This is a genomic window from Methylobacterium ajmalii (assembly GCF_036448855.1).
GTDB lineage: Bacteria > Pseudomonadota > Alphaproteobacteria > Rhizobiales > Beijerinckiaceae > Methylobacterium > Methylobacterium ajmalii.
Window position 1 is genome coordinate 66,827 of record NZ_JAZFXT010000021.1, and the last position, 17,629, is coordinate 84,455.

The following is a 17,629-nucleotide window of genomic DNA, read 5'->3' on the forward strand; positions in this document are numbered from 1 at the left end:
GGCCGTGTTGCGTCGCCATTGAGGGGTCGGGCCGCGCGGGTCAAGCCGGCTTCTCGCCGACGCGCTTCACCTCGTCCCAGCCGCGTCCGGCCATGGCGAGGTGGACCTTGTTCTGGAAGCGGGCATCCTCGCCGGCGGCCATGAGATCGGCGGCGTCGGCCATCGCGTCGCACAGGTCCTCGACCCACGGCATCTCGGCCTTGGCGAAATCGTTGAGCACGTAGGCGTGGACGAGGGCCTTGTCGCCCGGATGCCCGATGCCGAGGCGGGCGCGCCAGTACTCGTTGCCGCATTGCGCGGTGATCGAGCGCAGGCCGTTATGGCCGGCATTGCCGCCGCCCTTCTTCACCCGCAGCTTGGCGGGCGCCAGGTCGAGCTCGTCGTGGAACACCACGACGCCCTCCAGCGGGATCTTGTAGAAGCGCTGCGCCTCGGCGACCGCCCGGCCCGATTCGTTCATGAAGGTCAGGGGCTTGAGGAGCAGCACGCGCTCGGAGCCGACCACCGCCTCGGTGCAGTCGCCCTGGAACTTGCGCCGCCACGGCGCGGCGCGGTGCCGGCGCGCGATCGCGTCGAGCGCCATGAAGCCGATATTGTGCCGGTTGCCCGCGTAGCGCGTGCCGGGATTGCCGAGGCCGACGAACAGCCGCATGGCGAAACGAGGCTCCCCGAGAAATGGGAAACGCCCCGGGTCTCGCGACCGGGGCGTTTCGATGCGGTCGAGAGGTGAGCCGTGACCGGCTCAGTCCTCCTTGGCCTCGTCTTCCTTGGCGGCCTCTTCGGCAGCCTCGGCCTCGGCCTCGGCGGCCGACTCGGCGCGGGCGGCCTCGGCCACCGCGGCCTCCTCGGCCTCGACCTCGGCGCCCAGCACCGTCGGCGGCACGACCGTGGCGACGACCTCGTCACCGCCGAGCACGACGGAGACGCCGGCCGGGACCGGCAGGTCGGAGACGTGGACGGTGTCGCCGATCGCCTTGCCGGTCAGGTCGACGGTGATCGCGTCGGGGATCGACTCGGGGGCCACCTCGACCGTGACGGTGTGGTGCACCACGTTGAGCGTGCCGCCCTCCTGCTTGATGCCGGGGGCCGCGTCCTCGTTGGTGAAGTGCACCGGCACCTCGACCTCGATCGACTGGCCGGCGACGACGCGCAGGAAGTCGATGTGCAGCGGGACGCCGGTGACCGGGTCGAGCTGGAAGTCGCGCGGGATCGCCCGGACCTTGCGGCCGCCGGCGCTGATCTCGAACACGGTGGTCCGGAAACCGCCGGCGTAGATCAGGGTGCGGGTGCGGATGAGGTCGATGGCGATGGCCTGCGGCGGCTGGTTGCCCCCGTAGATGACGGCCGGCACCTGGCCCTGGCGACGAACGGCCCGGGCGGCCCCCTTGCCGACCCGGTCGCGTGCCACGGCCTCAAGCGGCTTCACGGCGCTCATGGCGTGATCCTTAAAACTGGTGTTTGCGGATGGCTCAAACGCCGAAGGCCGCCCCCTCGAGGACGGCCCTGTGAACCGACGTCGCCACGCCCGTCCCCGCGAGGGGAGATCCGGCCTCCAAGGGTGTCCGGCGGGCGGGGAGCCCCTAGCAGACATCGCCCAGGATGGCAAGAATCCACCCCGGACCGGGGACGGCGCGGTTTTCGCCCGAAGTTCCGGATGAATCCTTAACCGCTGCGTCGCGACCCTGCGCGGCGTCGCTCTAGGCAGCGCCCCGCCCCATGACCCGGAGGTCCGATCCGTGACGCGCCCGATCCTCTGGGCTCTCGGCGTGCTCGCCGGGGCCGTCCTCACCGGCGGGTCCCTCACCGAGCGCATCGCCAAGATCGGCCTGTCCCGCCCGGCGCCCGCCGCCGCGCAGGCCTCCGCCGCCGCGCCCGTGCCCGCCCCGCCCGGGACGGAGGCGAGCGTGACCCTGGCCCAGGACCTGTCGGGGCACTACCGGGCCCACCCCCAGGTCGAGGGCCGCGTGCTGCGCATGCTGGTCGATACCGGCGCGACGCTCTGCGTGTTCACCCGCGAGGATGCGGACCGGATCGGCCTCCGGGTCGCGGAGCGGGACTTCACCGCGAAGGTCGGCACCGCCAACGGCACCGTGCCGGCGGCCCCGGTGCGGGTGCGCGAGATGCGGGTCGGCGGCATCGCGGTGCGCGACGTCGAGGCCCTGGTGCTGCCGAGCGGCCGGCTCGAGACGAGCCTGCTCGGCATGTCGTTCCTGCGCCGCCTGCGCGGCTTCGAGGTCGCGGGCGGGCGCATGATCCTGCGGGGATGAGAGGCCCTCCCCCCGCACGGCCGATCCCGCGCGATCAGGAGGCCGGACAGGCGCCGCCGTTGCGGATGTCGGTCACGGTCGGCAGCACCACCTCGGGCGAGGCGGTGACGGCGACGTTGTAGACCTTGCCGTTGCGCACCGGCCAGACCACCGTCTCGGTCATGGTGCTGAGGTTGAACCGGTTGGCGAGCGTCGCCCCGAACAGGGGCTTGTAGGTCATCGTCAGCTCGACCACGACGTAGCGGGCGCCCACGGTCTTGAACGCGTCCGGCACCGGCGGCGGCACCGTCGTCGGGCCGGTCGGCTGGGCCACGCCGGCATTGCCGGCATCGACCGCGTAGGAGCAGACCCGGGCCGTGCCGCCGGTGTCGTACACCCCGATCGCCTTGGCGGAGATCCGCGCGCCGGCGCCGTCGAAGGGCGCGAGCACCGCCCGTCCGGCCCTGGCGATGGTGGCGAACTGGGCCGACGGGATGTCGCCGGCCTCGCGCGAGACCAGGTCGGCGACCGTGCGGGCCGCCAGCGTGACCTTGCGGAAGTTGCTGACGTAGCCGGCGACGTCGGTGGTGCCGAGATAGAGCAGCAGCAGGAGCGGCAGCACCATCGCGAACTCGACCGCCGCGAGCCCGTCCCGCGCCCGTCCGAACCGCGCGAGGACGCCCCGTCCCCGGGCCGTGGGGCCCGCCGCGCCGCAGGCCCGCTCGCTCATTGGAAGGGCTCCGTGCGGAACGCCACGGTGCTCTGGAGCACGCGCTTGCCGTTGGCCAGGGTGTTGGGGTTGAGGAAGCTGAAGAAGACCGGGAACTCCACCGCGGCCTGCACGATCACGATCCGGTTCGAGGCCGGGTCCTGGTACTGCGTGCCGAAGGCGGTGGGCGTGGTGCGCCACGACTTGGTGGAGGAATCGATCGGGCTCGCCGGCGTGTAGCTGCCGCCGTCCGGCATCATCAGCACGTCGACCTTGACGTTGCTGCAGGCGAAGATCGTGACACGGCCGTTGCAGATCGCGTCCTTGAACTTGTCGAGTGCGACCTGCTGGGTCGTCTTGTCCGCCGGCGGCGGCGGATCTGCGGCGCGGGCGGCCTGGAACTGGCCGGTATAGAGCTGGCGCGCCGCGCTCGACACCGCGTTGTCGAGGACCTGGCCGGCGAAGAAGGCGAGCGCGGTCTCGACGATCGCCGCGATGAGGCAGAGGAACGGCATCGCGATCAGCCCGAACTCGACCGCGGTCGCCCCGTCGCGGCAGGCGGAGAAGCGCCGGACCGCGGCCGCCCGCCGACCGGTCGCGCCCCGGAGGGCCGGCGATCCGGGGTCATGCAGCGCGCGACGACAGGGCATGGTGCGGTTCGTGTCCGGTGCTGGGCCTCGGGGCGTTCGATGCCGGACGGAGATTGCGGATCCGTTACGGCAATTCCCGAGACGTCAGCGCATCCCCGCCGCCGCGCCCGCGGCCGCTGCGCCCGCCGTCGCCAGGGAGTTGCGCTGGCCGGCCTGCCCGCTCACCTCGGAGAAGTAGCGCTGGGCGTCGCCGAGCTGCATCGCCGGCTGGCAGGCCGGCGTGCAAGAATACGATTCGCGCTCGAGCCCGCGCTGCACCGTGACCACCGACGGGCTGCCCGCCCGTACGCTGATGGCGGATTCGGCCAGCATCGTGCCGGCCGAATCGAGGGCGATCAGGTTGGTGCTGCCGAAGCTCTTGCCGGTGAGGACCACGATGCCGTTCCGCTGCAACGACACGTCGGCGATGATCGGGTTGCCGACGATCACCGTCGCGGTGCGCTCCGGCAGGCGGATCACCTTGGCGTTGTCGACCATCACGGTGACGATCGCTCCGTCGCTGCCCTGCGCGGCGGCGGGGCCCAGCAGGGCTGCGGCCAGGAGGAGGCTCGCGGCGCGCGGGAGGCTGGGGCGGCGGGGCGGGATCATCGGCAGGGCGGTCTTTCGGGCGGGAATCCTCGGGCTCGCACCAGTGAAGCGTCCGGAGGGTTGACAAATCGCTAAGCTGCTCCGGCAGGGCCCGTCATCGGATCAGGCATCCGTTAACCACGGGCCGATTTCCGCGCCGGACCGCCAGGATCGACGATCGCTTTAACCCAACTGCAACGCAGTCGGGCCTAACTTGCCGTCAGTCCCGATCGGCGCCAGTCGATTGTCGGTGGACTAACCGAGATCATCCAGGCGGGAACAAGAGTTATGATCACCAAGCTGAAGCGTTTCGTCAGCGACGAGTCCGGTGCGACCGCGATCGAGTACGGCCTGATCGCGACCCTGATCGCCCTGGCGGTGATCGTGGCGGCCCGCACGGTCGGCCAGAACCTCGGAGCCCAGTTCAACTCGATCGCCGGTAACCTCAAGTAAGCCTCCGCAGGGCCGGCCCGCCGCAGCGGGCCGGCGCGCGACGGCGGCACGGCCGTAAAGGCCGCGTCCCGAGGCGGGTTCAGATCCGGGTCGTCCCTGCGGCGACCGGACGGCCTGCAAAACGGCGGCAAGGCGCGCGACCTCTCCACGGAGACCGGTCGGGTCACATGCCGCCTTTCTCGATTCCGCGCGTATCGAGGCGTCTTCCGTCGATCCGCGCTCGTCGATACGTCTTCCGCGAGCCCGCATGGCCAGCCTCTGCCTCCTCGTCGTGTTCCCGTTCCTGATGGCCTACGCGGCCATGAGCGACGTCCTCACGATGACGATTCCCAACCGGGTGAGCCTGATCCTCGTCGCCGCTTTCGCGGTGCTCGCCGCCACGGCCGGGCTCGGCTGGTCCGAGATCGCCTGGCACGCCGGCACCTTCGGGCTGGTGCTGACGGTCGGCTTCGCGCTGTTCGCCTTCGGGGTGATCGGCGGCGGCGACGCCAAGCTCGCCGCGGCGACCGCGCTGTGGCTCGGGTTCGAGCCGCTGCTCGACTACGTCGTCAACTTCTCGCTGCTCGGTGGCCTGCTCGCCCTCGCCATCCTGTACGTCCGCGGCCAGCCCCTCCCCGGCTTCGTGATCGCCTGGCCCTTCGCGCTGCGCCTGCACGACCGCTGCGTCGGCATGCCCTACGGCGTCGCCCTCTCGGCCTCCGCGCTGATCACCTGCCCGTCGGCGCCGCTCTGGCGCATCGCGCTGGCGGGCTGAGCGCCGGCCCGGCCCGTTTCGACGCTCCCTTCGCCTCTCCCATCCCGTCGCGCACCGCGCCCGGCCCCGGTCGGGCGGGGTGCGTCGGCCTGTCCCGCATCCGGCACGAACGGCCGCACGGGCATGGCGAAGATCATTAACCCTAAGGGCGGTTAACCTTAATTTGAGGATTGCCTGATGAAGTCCGGTCAGGGGCGGCACCGCGTCGTCCCCTGCCGTCTCCTCTGTTTGGCGCCCCATGAAGTCATCGCGCTTGCTTCTCATCAGCGTCGCCGTCGTGACCGGGGCCGGGGCCTTCGTCATGATGAGCGGCCGCGAGCCGCCCCCGCCCCCGCAGGTCGCGCCGGTCGCCGCGCCGGCGCCCGCGATGGAGACCGTGGAGGTGCTGGTCGCCGCCGCCGAGCTGCCGATGGGGCAGACCGTGAAGATGCCGGACCTGCGCTGGCAGTCCTGGCCGAAGAGCGCCGCCGGCGACGGCTTCCTGCAGCGCGCCGCCGCCCCCTCGGCCCTCGAGGACACGGTGGGCTCGATCGTGCGCAGCCCGTTCCTGTCCGGCGAGCCGATCCGGCGCGAGAAGCTGATCAAGGCCAACGGCAGCGGGTTCCTGTCGGCGATCCTGCCCTCCGGCATGCGCGCCGTCGCGATCTCGATCGACGCCCGCGGCTCGAACACCGCCGGCGGCTTCATCCTGCCGAACGACCGGGTCGACGTGCTGCGCACCTCCCGCGACGAGGACGCGGCCCGCTCCGGCGGCGGCGACGTCCAGACCGCCGAGACGATCCTCACCAACATCCGGGTCCTGGCGGTCGGCCAGACCGTGCAGGAGCGCAACGGCGAGCGGGTCGTCACCGGCGACACCGCGACCCTGGAGCTGACCCCGTCCCAGGCCGAGGCCATCACCCTCGCCCAGAAGGTCGGCCAGCTCTCCCTCACCCTGCGCAGCCTCGCCGATGCCGGCCAGGTCGCCCCGGCGACGGCGGAGCAGCCGCCGGCCGAGGGCGGCCTCACGGTCGTGCGCTACGGCGTCGCCAAGCAGATGCCCCGCCGATGAGCGCGCCCGCCCCCGGCCCATTCCGCGCGACCGGCCTGCGCGCCGCGAGTCCCCGTCCCATGAACCCGTCCAGGAACAGCCTGTCCCAGATCCTCCCGGCGGCCGCCACGCTGCGCGCCGTCCTCGTCGCCGGCGCCGTGGCGTCGCTCGCCGCCCCGGCCCTCGCCCAGGGCGGGATGCGCGGCGGCATCGCGCCCGCGCCGGTGGTGAATGTCGGCGCCAACGAGGCCGACGTCTCGCGCCGCCTCGACCTGACCATCGGCCGCTCGCTGGTGATCGACCTGCCGCGGGACGCCAAGGAGGTGTTCGTCGCCAACCCCAAGGTGGCGAACGCGGTCGTACGCTCGACCCGCAAGGTGTTCGTGATCGGGATCGAGAACGGCGCCACCTCGATCTTCGTGATGGACGGCGAGGGCCGCCAGATCGCCGCCCTCGACGTCACGGTCGGGCGCGACCTCAACGTCCTGCGCCAGACGCTCGCCACCAGCCTCCCCGGCGCGCGGCTCGATGTGCGCCCGGCGGGCGATTCGGTGCTGCTCACCGGCACGGTCGCCTCCGCCGGCGAGGCCCAGCAGGCCATCGACATCGCCAACGCCTTCGTGGGCGTCGGCGGGGCGGCGGTCGGCGCCCGCGGCGCGGTGATCAACAACCTGACGATCCGCGGCAAGGACCAGGTGATGCTGCGCGTCACCGTGGTCGAGGTGTCGCGCCAGGTGCTCAAGCAGTTCGGCGTCAACCTGAACGCCAACTGGAGCGCGATGAACTTCGTGAACGGCGTGCCGTTCCCGCTGACCGGCGGCTCCTACCCGGCCGGCAACGACATCTCGGGCTCGATCAAGGCCGGCGGGTTCTCGCTGCAGGCCACCCTTCGCGCCTTCGAGCAGGCCGGCGTGTCTCGGGTGCTGGCCGAGCCGACCCTGACGGCGATCTCCGGCGAGGCGGCGAACTTCACCGCCGGCGGCGAGATCCCGGTGCCGACGAGCCAGAGCTGCTCGGCGGTGCTCGCCTCGAACTCGTCGAACTGCTCGGTCGGCATCGAGTACAAGCCCTACGGCGTCGCGCTCAACTTCACCCCGGTGGTGCAGTCGGAGAACCGGATCTCGATCCGGGTCGGCACCAACGTCACCGAGATCGACCCCCAGGCGGCGATCCCGGTCTCGAACGGCAACAACACGATCTCGGTGCCGGGCCTCACGGTGCGCAAGTCCGAGACGACGATCGAGCTGCCCTCCGGCGGCACGATGATGATCGCCGGCCTGATCCAGCAGCGCAACCGCCAGGCGATCAGCGGCCTGCCGGGCATGCTCAACCTGCCGGTCCTCGGTGCCCTGTTCCGCTCCCGCGACTACCAGCGCCAGGAGACGGAGCTGATGATCATGGTGACCCCCTTCATCGCCAAGCCGATGGATCCTGGCCAGGTCAAGAAGCCCGACGACGGCTTCACCGAGGTCAGCGACAGCCAGTCGGTCCTGCTCGGCCGCTTCAACCGCCTCTACGGCGTGGTCGGCGCCGCGCCGCTGGGCGCCCGCTACCGCGGCCGGGTCGGCTTCATCACGGACTGACCCGCCCCCGAGCCTCCGCCGAGCCTTCACCGGTCGAGACCTCACCGATCGAGACCTCAGCCATCACGACCTCAGCCATCACGACTTGGCCCGTCGAGGCATACGCCCCCATGATCCGCATCGCCTTCCGCCTGACGCTCCTCGCCGCCACGGCCGGCCTCGCGGCGTGCACCAGCACCCGCCCGCCGCTGACCACCGGCTCGACCTACCCGATGACGGTCCCCGAGCGGCACCCGATCGTGCTGGCGGATTCGTCGCGCAACCTCGACGTGTTCGTGACCGGGACGGGCCACATCGACCCGCGCCAGGCCGACGACGTCGATGGCTTCCTCACCGAGTACCGCCGCTACGGGCGCGGGGTCCTGGTGTTCGAGGTGCCGCGCGGCTCGCAGGTCTCGGGCGTCGCGGTGGAGCGCACCCTGCAGCGGGTGCGCGCCCGGGCGCTGGAGCGCGGCGTCGCCGTGCGGGAGATCGTGGTCGCGCCCTATCCGGTCGCCAACGTCGCGGTCAGCGCCCCGGTGCGCCTGAGCTTCCAGCGCATGCAGGCCAAGGTCGCGGGCGCCTGCGGGCTGTGGCCGCAGGATCTCGGCTCGTCGAATGCCGGCTTCAACACCCGCAACGAGCCGTACTGGAACCTCGGCTGCGCCATGCAGTCGAACGTCGCGAGCCAGATCGCCGATCCCGTCGACCTCGTGCGCGGCCGCCAGGAGGGCCGGATCGACACGGCGATCCGGACCCAGAACCTCACCGACCTGCGCACCGGAAAGGATCCATCAACCAGTTGGAAGCAGGATGGCCGCGCGAGCGTGAAGAACCAGGTGAACCAGTGATGACGACGCGCCGGACGACAGACGCGGCCGCGCCCGCGGCGAGACGCGCCGGCGCCACCCGGATCCGCTCCCGACCCTCCTCCTCCCGGCCCCGGCCGGCTCCGATGCGGGCCCGGCGACCGGCCCCCGTCCCGCAGGCGCCCCGTCATGTCTGATGCGACCTCGCCGACCGACCGGGTCATCGCCCCGGTTCCCCGCATCACCGTCCAGGCCTTCTGCGAGAGCCCGGACGTCGCCGCGGTGATCGAGGCCGCCGCCGCCGACCGGCGGATGCAGAAGGCCCATGCCCGCGTCCAGATGGGCGGCGCGCCCGCCGCCGTCGAGGCCTTCCGCAACGCCCCGACCCCGAACGTCATCATCGTGGAGATCGGCGCCGCCAAGGGCAGCCCGCTCGCCGCACTCGACGGCCTGGCCGAGGTCTGCGACGCCGGCACCAAGGTGGTGGTGGTCGGCCACGTCAACGACGTCGTGCTCTACCGCGAGTTCATCCGCCGGGGCGTCAGCGAGTACCTGATCGCGCCGATCGACCCGGTCGCGGTGATCGCGGCGATCTCGGACCTGTTCTGCGACCCCGCGGCCGAGCCCCTCGGCCGGACGATCGCGGTGGTCGGAGCCAAGGGCGGCGTCGGCGCCTCGACGCTCGCCCACAACATCGCCTGGTCGGTGGCCCGCGACTTCGGCACCGCCACCGTCATCGCCGACCTCGACGTGGCCTTCGGCACCGCCGGCCTCAACTTCAACCAGGATCCGCCGCAGGGCGTGGCCGAGGCGGTGTTCGCGCCCGAACGGGTGGATGCGAACTTCGTCGACCGGCTGCTGTCGAAGTGCACCGACAAGCTCAGCCTTCTCGCCGCCCCGGCGACCCTCGACCGTCCGACCGATTTCGCCGAGGGATCGTTCGACGGCGTGATCGACGTGCTGCGGGCGAGCGTGCCCTGCATCGTGCTCGACGTGCCCCACACCTGGTCGTCCTGGTGCCGCCGCATGCTGATCGGCGCCGACGAGATCGTGGTCGTGGCCGCCCCCGACCTCGCCTCCCTGCGCAATGCCCGCAACCTGTTCGAGGTCCTGAAGAGCGCCCGCCCGCACGACCGGATGCCCCGCCTCGTCCTCAACGGCGTCGGGATGCCCAAGCGCCCGGAGATCGCCACCACGGAATTCGCCAAGGCCCTCGACGCGCCGGTCGCCGCCGCGGTGCCGTTCGACCCCGCCCTGTTCGGCACCGCCGCCAACAACGGCCAGATGCTGGCCGAGGTGCAGGCCGGGTCCAAGGTCACCGAGATCCTGACCGAGCTCGCCGGCAGCCTGACCGGCCGCGCCGAGACGCGCCGCGGCCGGGCGAACCTTCTCGAGCCGCTGCTTGCCCGGCTCGCCCGCCGCAAGGCGTCGTGATCGGGCGGGCCGCGGCGTGAGGGCGCCGCTCCCGCGAAACCGCGACGGGTCCACCCCGTTCCGCCGCCCCGGGTCCCCTCGTCCCTGAATCCCCCGTCGGCGGAGCGCCGCGCGACGGGGCCCGTTTTCTCGAGAAGGCCGCTGATCCCATGTTCGGCAGGAGACCCGGAGCGACGGCGCAGAAGAGTCCGGCCCCGCGCCCGGCCGGCCCCGCACCGGTGCCGGTCTCGCCGGAGCCGATCGCGCCGGTCTTCCAGGACGGCCGGCGGGCCGAGGCCCCGCCCCGCGAGATCGCCGTCCCGGTCGAGACCGCCCGCTCGGACGACTACTACCGCACGAAGAGCATGATCTTCGGCGCGCTGATCGAGGCGATCGACCTCACCCAGCTCGCCCGCCTCGAGCCGGATGCGGCGCGCGAGGAGATCCGCGACATTGTCATCGAGATCATCGGCCTCAAGAACGTCGTGATGTCGATCGCCGAGCAGGAAGAGCTGCTCGACGACATCTGCAACGACGTGCTCGGCTACGGCCCGCTCGAGCCGCTGCTCGCCCGCGACGACATCGCTGACGTGATGGTCAACGGCGCCAACCGGACCTACATCGAGGTCGGCGGCAAGATCCAGCTGACCAACGTCCGCTTCCGCGACAACCAGCAGTTGATGAACATCTGCCAGCGGATCGTCAGCCAGGTCGGACGCCGGGTCGACGAGGCCTCCCCGATCTGCGACGCGCGCCTGCCCGACGGCTCGCGCGTCAACGTGATCGCCCCGCCGCTCGCCATCGACGGACCGGCGCTCACCATCCGCAAGTTCAAGAAGGACAAGCTCACCCTCGACCAGCTCACCCGCTTCGGCTCGATCTCGCCCGAGGGTGCCAAGATCCTGCAGATCATCGGGCGGGTGCGCTGCAACGTGGTGGTGTCGGGCGGCACCGGCTCGGGCAAGACCACGCTGCTCAACTGCCTCACCCGCTACATCGACGACGACGAGCGCGTCATCACCTGCGAGGACGCGGCCGAGCTGCAGTTGCAGCAGCCGCACGTCGTGCGCCTGGAGACGCGGCCGCCCAACCTCGAGGGCCAGGGCCAGGTCACGATGCGCGACCTGATCAAGAACTGCCTGCGCATGCGGCCCGAGCGGATCATCGTCGGCGAGGTCCGCGGCCCGGAGGCCTTCGATCTCCTCCAGGCGATGAACACCGGCCACGACGGCTCGATGGGAACGCTGCACGCCAACTCGCCGCGCGAGTGCCTGGCGCGTATCGAATCGATGATCGCGATGGGCGGCTTCAGCCTGCCCTCGAAGACCCTGCGCGAGATGATCGCCGGCTCGATCGACGTCGTGGTCCAGGCCGCGCGCCTGCGCGACGGCTCGCGGCGCATCACCCACATCACCGAGGTGATGGGGATGGAGGGCGACGTCATCACCACCCAGGACCTGTTTGTCTACGACGTGGTCGGCGAGGATCCGAACGGCAAGCTGATCGGTCGCCACCGCTCGACCGGGGTCGGCCGGCCGCGGTTCTGGGAACGGGCGCGCTACTATGGCGAGGACCGGGCGCTCGCCGCCGCCCTCGACGCCGCAGAGGTCCGCGTGGAGGAGACGGCATGACGACCGCCTCCATGCGAACCCGCACGCCCCCCGGCCCACGTCCGGGCGCCGGAGCCCGCCCGTGATCGCGATCGACAGCACCCTCGGGGCGGGCCTGCTCGTGGTCTGCGCGGTCTGCATCGCCTCCGCCGTGGTGGTGCCGCTGCTGCCCGGCGAAGCGCGGGCGGCCAAGCGCCAGCAGGCGCTGGTCGGCCAACGCCGGGTCGTCGAGCGGGTCCAGGCGGTCAGCCGCCGCGAGCAGGTCGCCAAGAGCCTCAAGGAGATCGAGGACAAGGAGAAGAAGTCCCGGATCAGCCTCGAGATGCGGCTGACCCAGGCGGGCCTCGCGATCGGCACGCGCCAGTTCTACGTCTTCAGCGCGATCGCCGGCGCCGTCGTCGGCGCGTTCGGCTTCCTGTTCGGCGGCGATCCGCTCATCGCGCTCGGGATGGCCTTCGCGGCGGGGTTCGGCCTGCCGCGCTGGGTCCTGAGCTACCTGCGCAAGCGCCGGATGGCCCGCTTCATCCTCGAACTGCCCAACGCCATGGACGTGATCGTGCGCGGCATCCGCTCGGGCCTGCCGGTCGGCGACTGCCTGCGCATCATCGCCCGGGAGGCGCAGGAGCCGGTCAAGAGCGAGTTCAAGGCGATGATCGAGGCCCAGGCCCTCGGCATCTCGCTCACCGAGGCCGTCGCGCGGCTCTACGAGCGCATGCCGGTGTCGGAGGCGAACTTCTTCGCCATCGTGGTCGGCATCCAGCAGAAGTCGGGCGGCAACCTCTCCGAGGCGCTCGGGAACCTGTCGAAGGTGCTGCGCGACCGGCGCAAGATGGCCGAGAAGGTCAAGGCGATGAGCATGGAGGCCAAGGCTTCCGCGGCGATCATCGCCTCCCTGCCCTTCGTCGTCGCCTCGCTCGCCTACCTCACCAGCCCCGACTACATCTCGCTGCTCTGGACCACCTCGATCGGTCACGTCGCCCTGGTCGGCTCGGCCCTGTGGATGATCCTCGGCGTGGTGGTGATGAGCCGGATGATCCGCTTCGACATCTGACGGCGCCGGGGTCCTCGCGGCCCCGCCGCCCCGTTCCTCGCCCGGCCCCCGCGCGGCCGGCGCCACCGCTCCCGGGAGACGGCGCGTGCAGTTCCTGTCCCAGATGATCAACCCCCACTTCGCCGGCGCGCTCCTCGCCGCGGTGGCGGCGGCGGCCACGGTCTTCACCCTGGTCCAACCGCTCATCGAGCCCGACCGGCTCGCCGGGCGCATGAAGAGCGTCGGCAAGGAGCGCGACCGCATCCGCCTGCGCGAGCGCGAGCGGCTGAACCAGAAGGCGTCCCTGCGCCAGGAGCCCAAGGCCTACATGAAGCGGGTCGTCGAGCGCCTGCATCTGGGCGACTGGCTCGGCGCCGAGAACGCCAAGAACAGCCTGACCATGGCGGGCTACCGCGGCCCGCAGGCCGAGGTGGCGTTCCTGTTCTTCCGCCTGGTGACGCCGATCGCGTTCTTCTTCGTGGCGGTGTTCTACCTGTTCGTGCTCGAGGTGCTCGACCAGCCGGTGCTGGTGCGCTTCGGCATCGTGGTCGTGGCGCTCTATCTCGGCATCAAGGCGCCGGAGCTGTTCCTGCGCAACAAGACCGCCAAGCGCCAGGCCGAGATCACCCGCAACTGGCCGGACGCCCTCGACCTGCTGCTGATCTGTGTCGAGTCCGGCATGGCGATCGAGGGGGCGTTCCGGCGCGTCGGCGTCGAGATCGCCAACCAGTCGATGACGCTCGCCGAGGAGATGGCGCTCACCACCGCCGAGCTGTCCTACCTCTCCGACCGGCGCATGGCCTACGAGAACCTCGCCCTGCGCACCGGCCTCGAATCGGTGAAGAACATCACCACCGCGCTGATCCAGGCCGAGCGCTACGGCACCCCGGTCGGCCAGGCGCTGCGGGTGCTGTCCCAGGAGAGCCGCGACCAGCGCATGAACGAGGCCGAGAAGAAGGCCGCCGCCCTGCCGCCCAAGCTCACCGTGCCGATGATCCTGTTCTTCCTGCCGGTGCTGTTCGTGGTGATCCTCACCCCCGCCATGGTGCAGGTCTTCAGCATGAAGTAAGCCGCAGGCCAGGACCGACGGGAAACGGGAACCGGATGAGCGAGACCGACCACCACGCCGCCGCGACGCTGCAGGCCCAGGCGGCCGCCCTCCGGGCGCGCTACGGCGCCGATCCGGCCCTCGACGTGGCCTGGAACGCCACGGTCGCGGGGCTCCTCGCCCACCGCACCGTGCGGGCGTTCCGGCCCGATCCCCTGCCCGCCGGCACCCTGGAGACGCTGGTCGCCGCCGCGCAATCGGCCGCCTCCTCCTCCAACCTCCAGACCTGGAGCGTCGTCGCGGTCGAGGACCCGGCCGCCAAGACGCGCCTGTCCGAGGTGGCGCGCGGGCAGCGCCACGTCGCCGAGGCGCCCCTGGTTCTGGTCTGGCTCGCCGACCTCTCGCGCCTCGAGGCGCTCGGGCGCGACCGCGCCAAGGCGACCGACGGGCTCGACTACCTCGAGATGCTGATGGTCGGCGTGGTCGACGCCGCGCTCGCCGCCCAGAACGCGACGGTGGCGCTCGAATCCCTCGGCCTCGGCACGGTCTATATCGGGGCGCTGCGCAACGACCCCGAGGCGGTGGCCGAGCTACTCGGCCTGCCGCCGAACGTGCTGGCGGTGTTCGGCCTCTGCGTCGGCCATCCCGACCCGGCCCGGCCGGCAGCGGTGAAGCCGCGCCTGCCGCAGGACGTGGTGCTGCATCGCAGCCGCTACGAGCCCGCGCAGGCCGGCCGGGCGGTGGCCGCCTACGACGCGGCGATGCGCGACTTCCAGGCCGGCCAGGGGATGCCGCAGGCCGGCTGGAGCGATGCCGCCCTCGACCGGGTGCGGGGCCCCGGCTCCCTGAGCGGCCGCGACCGGCTGCGGGAGATCCTGGAGCGGCGGGGCTTCGGCCTGAAATAAAGCCTGCGCCGTACGCCGCACAGAACGATATCCCGTTGATCGCCCGTTTCGTTCGTCATACAGAACGACGGGCGGAACCGGACGCTGCATGGTCCAGGACGGAGCGGGACAAGGTCCCGCATCGGCCAAGGTGGAGCGGGACAACGTCCCGCATGGGCCAAGGCGATGCGCGGGACCGGTCCCGCGGGCTGGAACGGGAGAGCGACGTGTCGGACGAGAGCGTGGTGCGCGAGCAGCGGCGGGCGGAGACGATCGCCGCCGCGAACGGGATCGGCACGGACACCGCCTTCGGCGCGGTGACGCCGCCGCTCTACCTCTCGACAACCTACACCTTCGCCGAGTTCGAGCAGCCGCGGGCCTACGATTACGCCCGCCTCGGCAACCCGACCCGCGACCAGCTCGCCGACACCCTGGCCAAGCTCGAGGGCGGCGCCCGCGCCGTCGTGGTGTCGAGCGGCATGGCGGCCCTCGACCTCGCCCTGTCGCCGCTGCGCCCCGGCGACCTCCTGGTGGCGCCGCACGATTGTTACGGCGGCACCCACCGGCTGCTGTCGATGCGCGCGGCCCGCGGCCATTACCGGGTCGCCTTCGTCGACCAGGGCGACGAGGCGGCGCTCGCGGCCGCCCTCGCCGAGGGCGCCCGGATCGTGCTCACCGAGACGCCGAGCAACCCCCTGATGCGGATCACCGACATCCGCCGGGTCGCGGCGCTCGCCAAGGCGGCCGGCGCCCTGTTCGTCGTCGACAACACCTTCCTGTCGCCGGCCCTGCAGCGGCCGCTCTCCCTCGGGGCCGACCTCGTCGTCCACTCGACCACCAAGTTCCTCAACGGCCATTCCGACGTGATCGGCGGCGCGGTGATCGCCGCGGACGCGGCGCTGGGCGACGAGCTCGCCGCCTGGGCCAACACCGTCGGGGTCACCGGCTCGCCCTTCGACGCCTACCTCACCCTGCGCGGCGTGCGCACGCTGTTTGCCCGCATCGAGCGCCAGGAGCGCAACGCCGCCGCGGTCGCGACCTTCCTCGACCGTCATCCGGCGGTGGCCCGCGTCCACTATCCGGGCCTGCCCGCCCATCCGGGCCACGCCCTCGCCCGTGCGCAGCAGGCGGGGTTCGGGGCGATGCTGAGCGCCGAACTCGCGGGCGGGCGCGAGGCGGTGCGCCGGCTCGTCGGGGCGCTCACGATCTTCAGCCTGGCGGAATCCCTCGGCGGGGTCGAGAGCCTGATCGCCCACCCGGTGACTATGACCCACGCCGCGATGGACCCCGAGGCCCGCGAGCGGGCGGGCGTCGGCGACGGGCTGGTGCGGCTCTCGGTCGGCCTGGAGGCGGAGACCGACCTGCTGGCCGATTTGGCGCAGGCCCTCGACATCGTCGCGAAGGGCTGACAGCCGCGCGGCGCCCGTGCCCTAGATCCGATCGGGCCGGCGCCGAGGGCAGGCCCGGATGACCGTCGAGCGAGGACGCGATGACGACAGCGACGATGCGCCTCGGCGCCTTCTTCTACGCCACCGGCCACCACGTCGCCGGGTGGCGCCACCCGTCGAGCGAGGCCGATGGCGGCATCACCCTCGAGCGCTACGTCGGCTGGGCCAAGCGCGCCGAGGCCGCCAAGTTCGACCTGATCTTCCTCGAGGACGGCACCGGCATCCGCGACGCCGACCTGCGCTCCAGCGAGCGCACCGCCCGCTCGACGCATTTCGAGCCCGTCACCCTGCTGTCGGCGCTGGCCGCCGTCACCAGCCGGATCGGCCTCGTCGCCACCACCTCGACGAGCTTCAACGAGCCCTACAACGTCGCCCGCCGCTTCGCCTCCCTCGACCACCTCAGCGGCGGCCGGGCCGGCTGGAACCTCGTGACCTCCGCCACCGACCTCGAGGCGGCGAATTTCGGCAACGACACGATCGCCCGCCACGCCGACCGCTACGAGCGGGCGGAGGAGTTCGTCGACGTGGTCCTGGGTCTCTGGAACACCTGGGACGACGACGCTGTGGTGATCGACAAGGCGTCGGGCCAGTTCTCGAAGCCCGACGGGTTCCGGCCCCTCGACCACAAGGGCAAGCATTTCGAGGTCCGCGGCCCCCTCAACCTGTCGCGCACGCCGCAAGGCCAGCCGGTGCTGGTCCAGGCCGGCTCGTCGGGGCCGGGCAAGGACCTGGCGGCGCGCACCGCCGAGATCGTGTTCACGGCCAGCCAGACCCTCGAGGAGGCGGTGGATTTCGCCCGCGACCTCAAGGGACGGATGGCCCGGTTCGGCCGCCAGCCCGACGACCTCAAGGTGATGCCGGGGCTGTTTCCCGTCGTCGGCCGCACCGAATCGGAGGCGCGCGACAAGTTCGAGGAGTTGCAGGCGCTGATCGACCCGGTGGTGGGGCTGGCGCTGCTCAGCCGCATGGTCGGCCACGACCTCTCGGGGCACGATCCCGACGGGCCGGTGCCGGAACTGCCGGAGAGCGAAGGGCTCAAGTCGCGCCAGCGGCTGATGCTGGACCTCGCCCGCCGCGAGGGCTTGAGCCTGCGCAGGCTCTACCTGCGCATCGCCGGGGCGCGAGGCCACTCGCAGATCGTCGGCACGCCGGCCCAGATCGTCGACGAGATGGAGGCGCGGTTCCGGGCCGGGGGTGCGGACGGCTTCAACATCATGCCGCCGACCCTGCCGGGCGGTCTCGACGACTTCATCGAACTCGTCCTGCCCGAGCTGCGCCGGCGCGGCCTCTTTCGCACCGAGTACGAGGGGACCACCCTGCGCTCCCATCTCGGCTCGCGCCCGCCCGGCGGTTACGGGCCGGCCCGCTAAGGATACTCCCAGGGACCTTTGCCAGGTGCCGTTGCGTTCTCCGTCC

The 17,629-nt window shown here is 71.8% G+C and carries 18 protein-coding genes; 13 read left to right on the top strand and 5 right to left on the bottom strand.

All coding sequences use genetic code 11. The features are described from left to right. Window positions 1–40: 40 nt before the first annotated feature. Both pth and V3T34_RS07980 read right to left on the bottom strand, forming a co-directional pair. On the bottom strand, window positions 41–652 hold the full coding sequence (gene pth, locus V3T34_RS07975) for an aminoacyl-tRNA hydrolase (protein WP_305076585.1): 612 nt from the start codon (window positions 650–652) through the stop codon (window positions 41–43). 90 nt (window positions 653–742) lie between these two features. Continuing rightward, window positions 743–1,435 carry a 50S ribosomal protein L25/general stress protein Ctc gene (locus tag V3T34_RS07980; protein ID WP_060850175.1) on the bottom strand — a complete coding sequence of 231 codons (693 nt, stop codon included), beginning with the start codon at window positions 1,433–1,435 and terminating at the stop codon, window positions 743–745. 301 nt (window positions 1,436–1,736) lie between these two features. On the opposite strand from V3T34_RS07980, the gene V3T34_RS07985 reads away from it, so the two are divergent. Further along, a complete protein-coding gene (locus V3T34_RS07985; RefSeq protein WP_091887310.1) occupies window positions 1,737–2,267 on the top strand; it encodes a retropepsin-like aspartic protease family protein in 531 nt (176 codons plus the stop codon). 34 nt (window positions 2,268–2,301) lie between these two features. On the opposite strand, the gene V3T34_RS07990 is transcribed toward V3T34_RS07985, so the two are convergent. The 3 genes from V3T34_RS07990 to V3T34_RS08000 form a co-directional block, all read right to left on the bottom strand. Then, entirely contained in the window at window positions 2,302–2,976 is a 675-nt protein-coding gene (locus V3T34_RS07990) for a TadE/TadG family type IV pilus assembly protein (RefSeq protein WP_305076587.1), read from the bottom strand. Then, window positions 2,973–3,605 carry a TadE/TadG family type IV pilus assembly protein gene (locus V3T34_RS07995; protein WP_082742896.1) on the bottom strand — a complete coding sequence of 211 codons (633 nt, stop codon included), beginning with the start codon at window positions 3,603–3,605 and terminating at the stop codon, window positions 2,973–2,975. The genes V3T34_RS07990 and V3T34_RS07995 overlap by 4 nt, the downstream gene beginning before the upstream one ends. Before the next feature lie 84 nt (window positions 3,606–3,689). Continuing rightward, on the bottom strand, window positions 3,690–4,193 hold the full coding sequence (locus V3T34_RS08000) for a pilus assembly protein N-terminal domain-containing protein (RefSeq protein WP_082742895.1): 504 nt from the start codon (window positions 4,191–4,193) through the stop codon (window positions 3,690–3,692). 267 nt (window positions 4,194–4,460) lie between these two features. Between V3T34_RS08000 and V3T34_RS08005 the strand changes: the two genes are divergently transcribed. The 12 genes from V3T34_RS08005 (at window position 4,461) to V3T34_RS08060 (ending at window position 17,583) form a co-directional block, all read left to right on the top strand. Continuing rightward, window positions 4,461–4,625, top strand: coding sequence for a Flp family type IVb pilin (locus tag V3T34_RS08005; RefSeq protein ID WP_060850171.1), 165 nt, complete (start codon window positions 4,461–4,463; stop codon window positions 4,623–4,625). 247 nt (window positions 4,626–4,872) lie between these two features. Continuing rightward, the gene (locus tag V3T34_RS08010; protein WP_305076588.1) at window positions 4,873–5,379 is read left to right on the top strand and encodes an A24 family peptidase; all 507 of its coding nucleotides are present in this window, start codon (window positions 4,873–4,875) and stop codon (window positions 5,377–5,379) included. Window positions 5,380–5,617: 238 nt separating this feature from the next. Continuing rightward, window positions 5,618–6,430, top strand: coding sequence for a Flp pilus assembly protein CpaB (cpaB, locus tag V3T34_RS08015; protein WP_091887319.1), 813 nt, complete (start codon window positions 5,618–5,620; stop codon window positions 6,428–6,430). 59 nt (window positions 6,431–6,489) lie between these two features. After that, window positions 6,490–7,992, top strand: coding sequence for a type II and III secretion system protein family protein (locus tag V3T34_RS08020; protein ID WP_091887321.1), 1,503 nt, complete (start codon window positions 6,490–6,492; stop codon window positions 7,990–7,992). Between the two features lie 110 nt (window positions 7,993–8,102). After that, on the top strand, window positions 8,103–8,822 hold the full coding sequence (locus V3T34_RS08025; RefSeq protein ID WP_060850168.1) for a CpaD family pilus assembly protein: 720 nt from the start codon (window positions 8,103–8,105) through the stop codon (window positions 8,820–8,822). Window positions 8,823–8,969: 147 nt separating this feature from the next. Next, window positions 8,970–10,214 (top strand): AAA family ATPase, encoded by a 1,245-nt coding sequence (locus tag V3T34_RS08030; RefSeq protein WP_060850167.1) that lies wholly within the window; start codon window positions 8,970–8,972, stop codon window positions 10,212–10,214. 149 nt (window positions 10,215–10,363) lie between these two features. Next, window positions 10,364–11,824: a CpaF family protein gene (locus V3T34_RS08035; protein ID WP_060850166.1), complete on the top strand. Its 1,461-nt coding sequence runs from the start codon at window positions 10,364–10,366 to the stop codon at window positions 11,822–11,824. A 61-nt stretch (window positions 11,825–11,885) separates the two neighbouring features. Beyond that, entirely contained in the window at window positions 11,886–12,854 is a 969-nt protein-coding gene (locus tag V3T34_RS08040) for a type II secretion system F family protein (protein ID WP_060850165.1), read from the top strand. A 103-nt stretch (window positions 12,855–12,957) separates the two neighbouring features. Next, complete coding sequence (locus V3T34_RS08045) at window positions 12,958–13,902, top strand: type II secretion system F family protein (protein WP_305076678.1); 945 nt, start codon at window positions 12,958–12,960, stop codon at window positions 13,900–13,902. Window positions 13,903–13,937: 35 nt separating this feature from the next. Then, window positions 13,938–14,786, top strand: a complete 849-nt coding sequence (locus V3T34_RS08050) for an NADPH-dependent oxidoreductase (protein WP_305076589.1) — start codon at window positions 13,938–13,940, stop codon at window positions 14,784–14,786. A 152-nt stretch (window positions 14,787–14,938) separates the two neighbouring features. After that, complete coding sequence (gene metB / locus V3T34_RS08055) at window positions 14,939–16,174, top strand: cystathionine gamma-synthase (protein ID WP_407942683.1); 1,236 nt, start codon at window positions 14,939–14,941, stop codon at window positions 16,172–16,174. A gap of 80 nt (window positions 16,175–16,254) precedes the next feature. Further along, the gene (locus tag V3T34_RS08060) at window positions 16,255–17,583 is read left to right on the top strand and encodes an LLM class flavin-dependent oxidoreductase (RefSeq protein WP_305076590.1); all 1,329 of its coding nucleotides are present in this window, start codon (window positions 16,255–16,257) and stop codon (window positions 17,581–17,583) included. Window positions 17,584–17,629 lie beyond the last annotated feature (46 nt).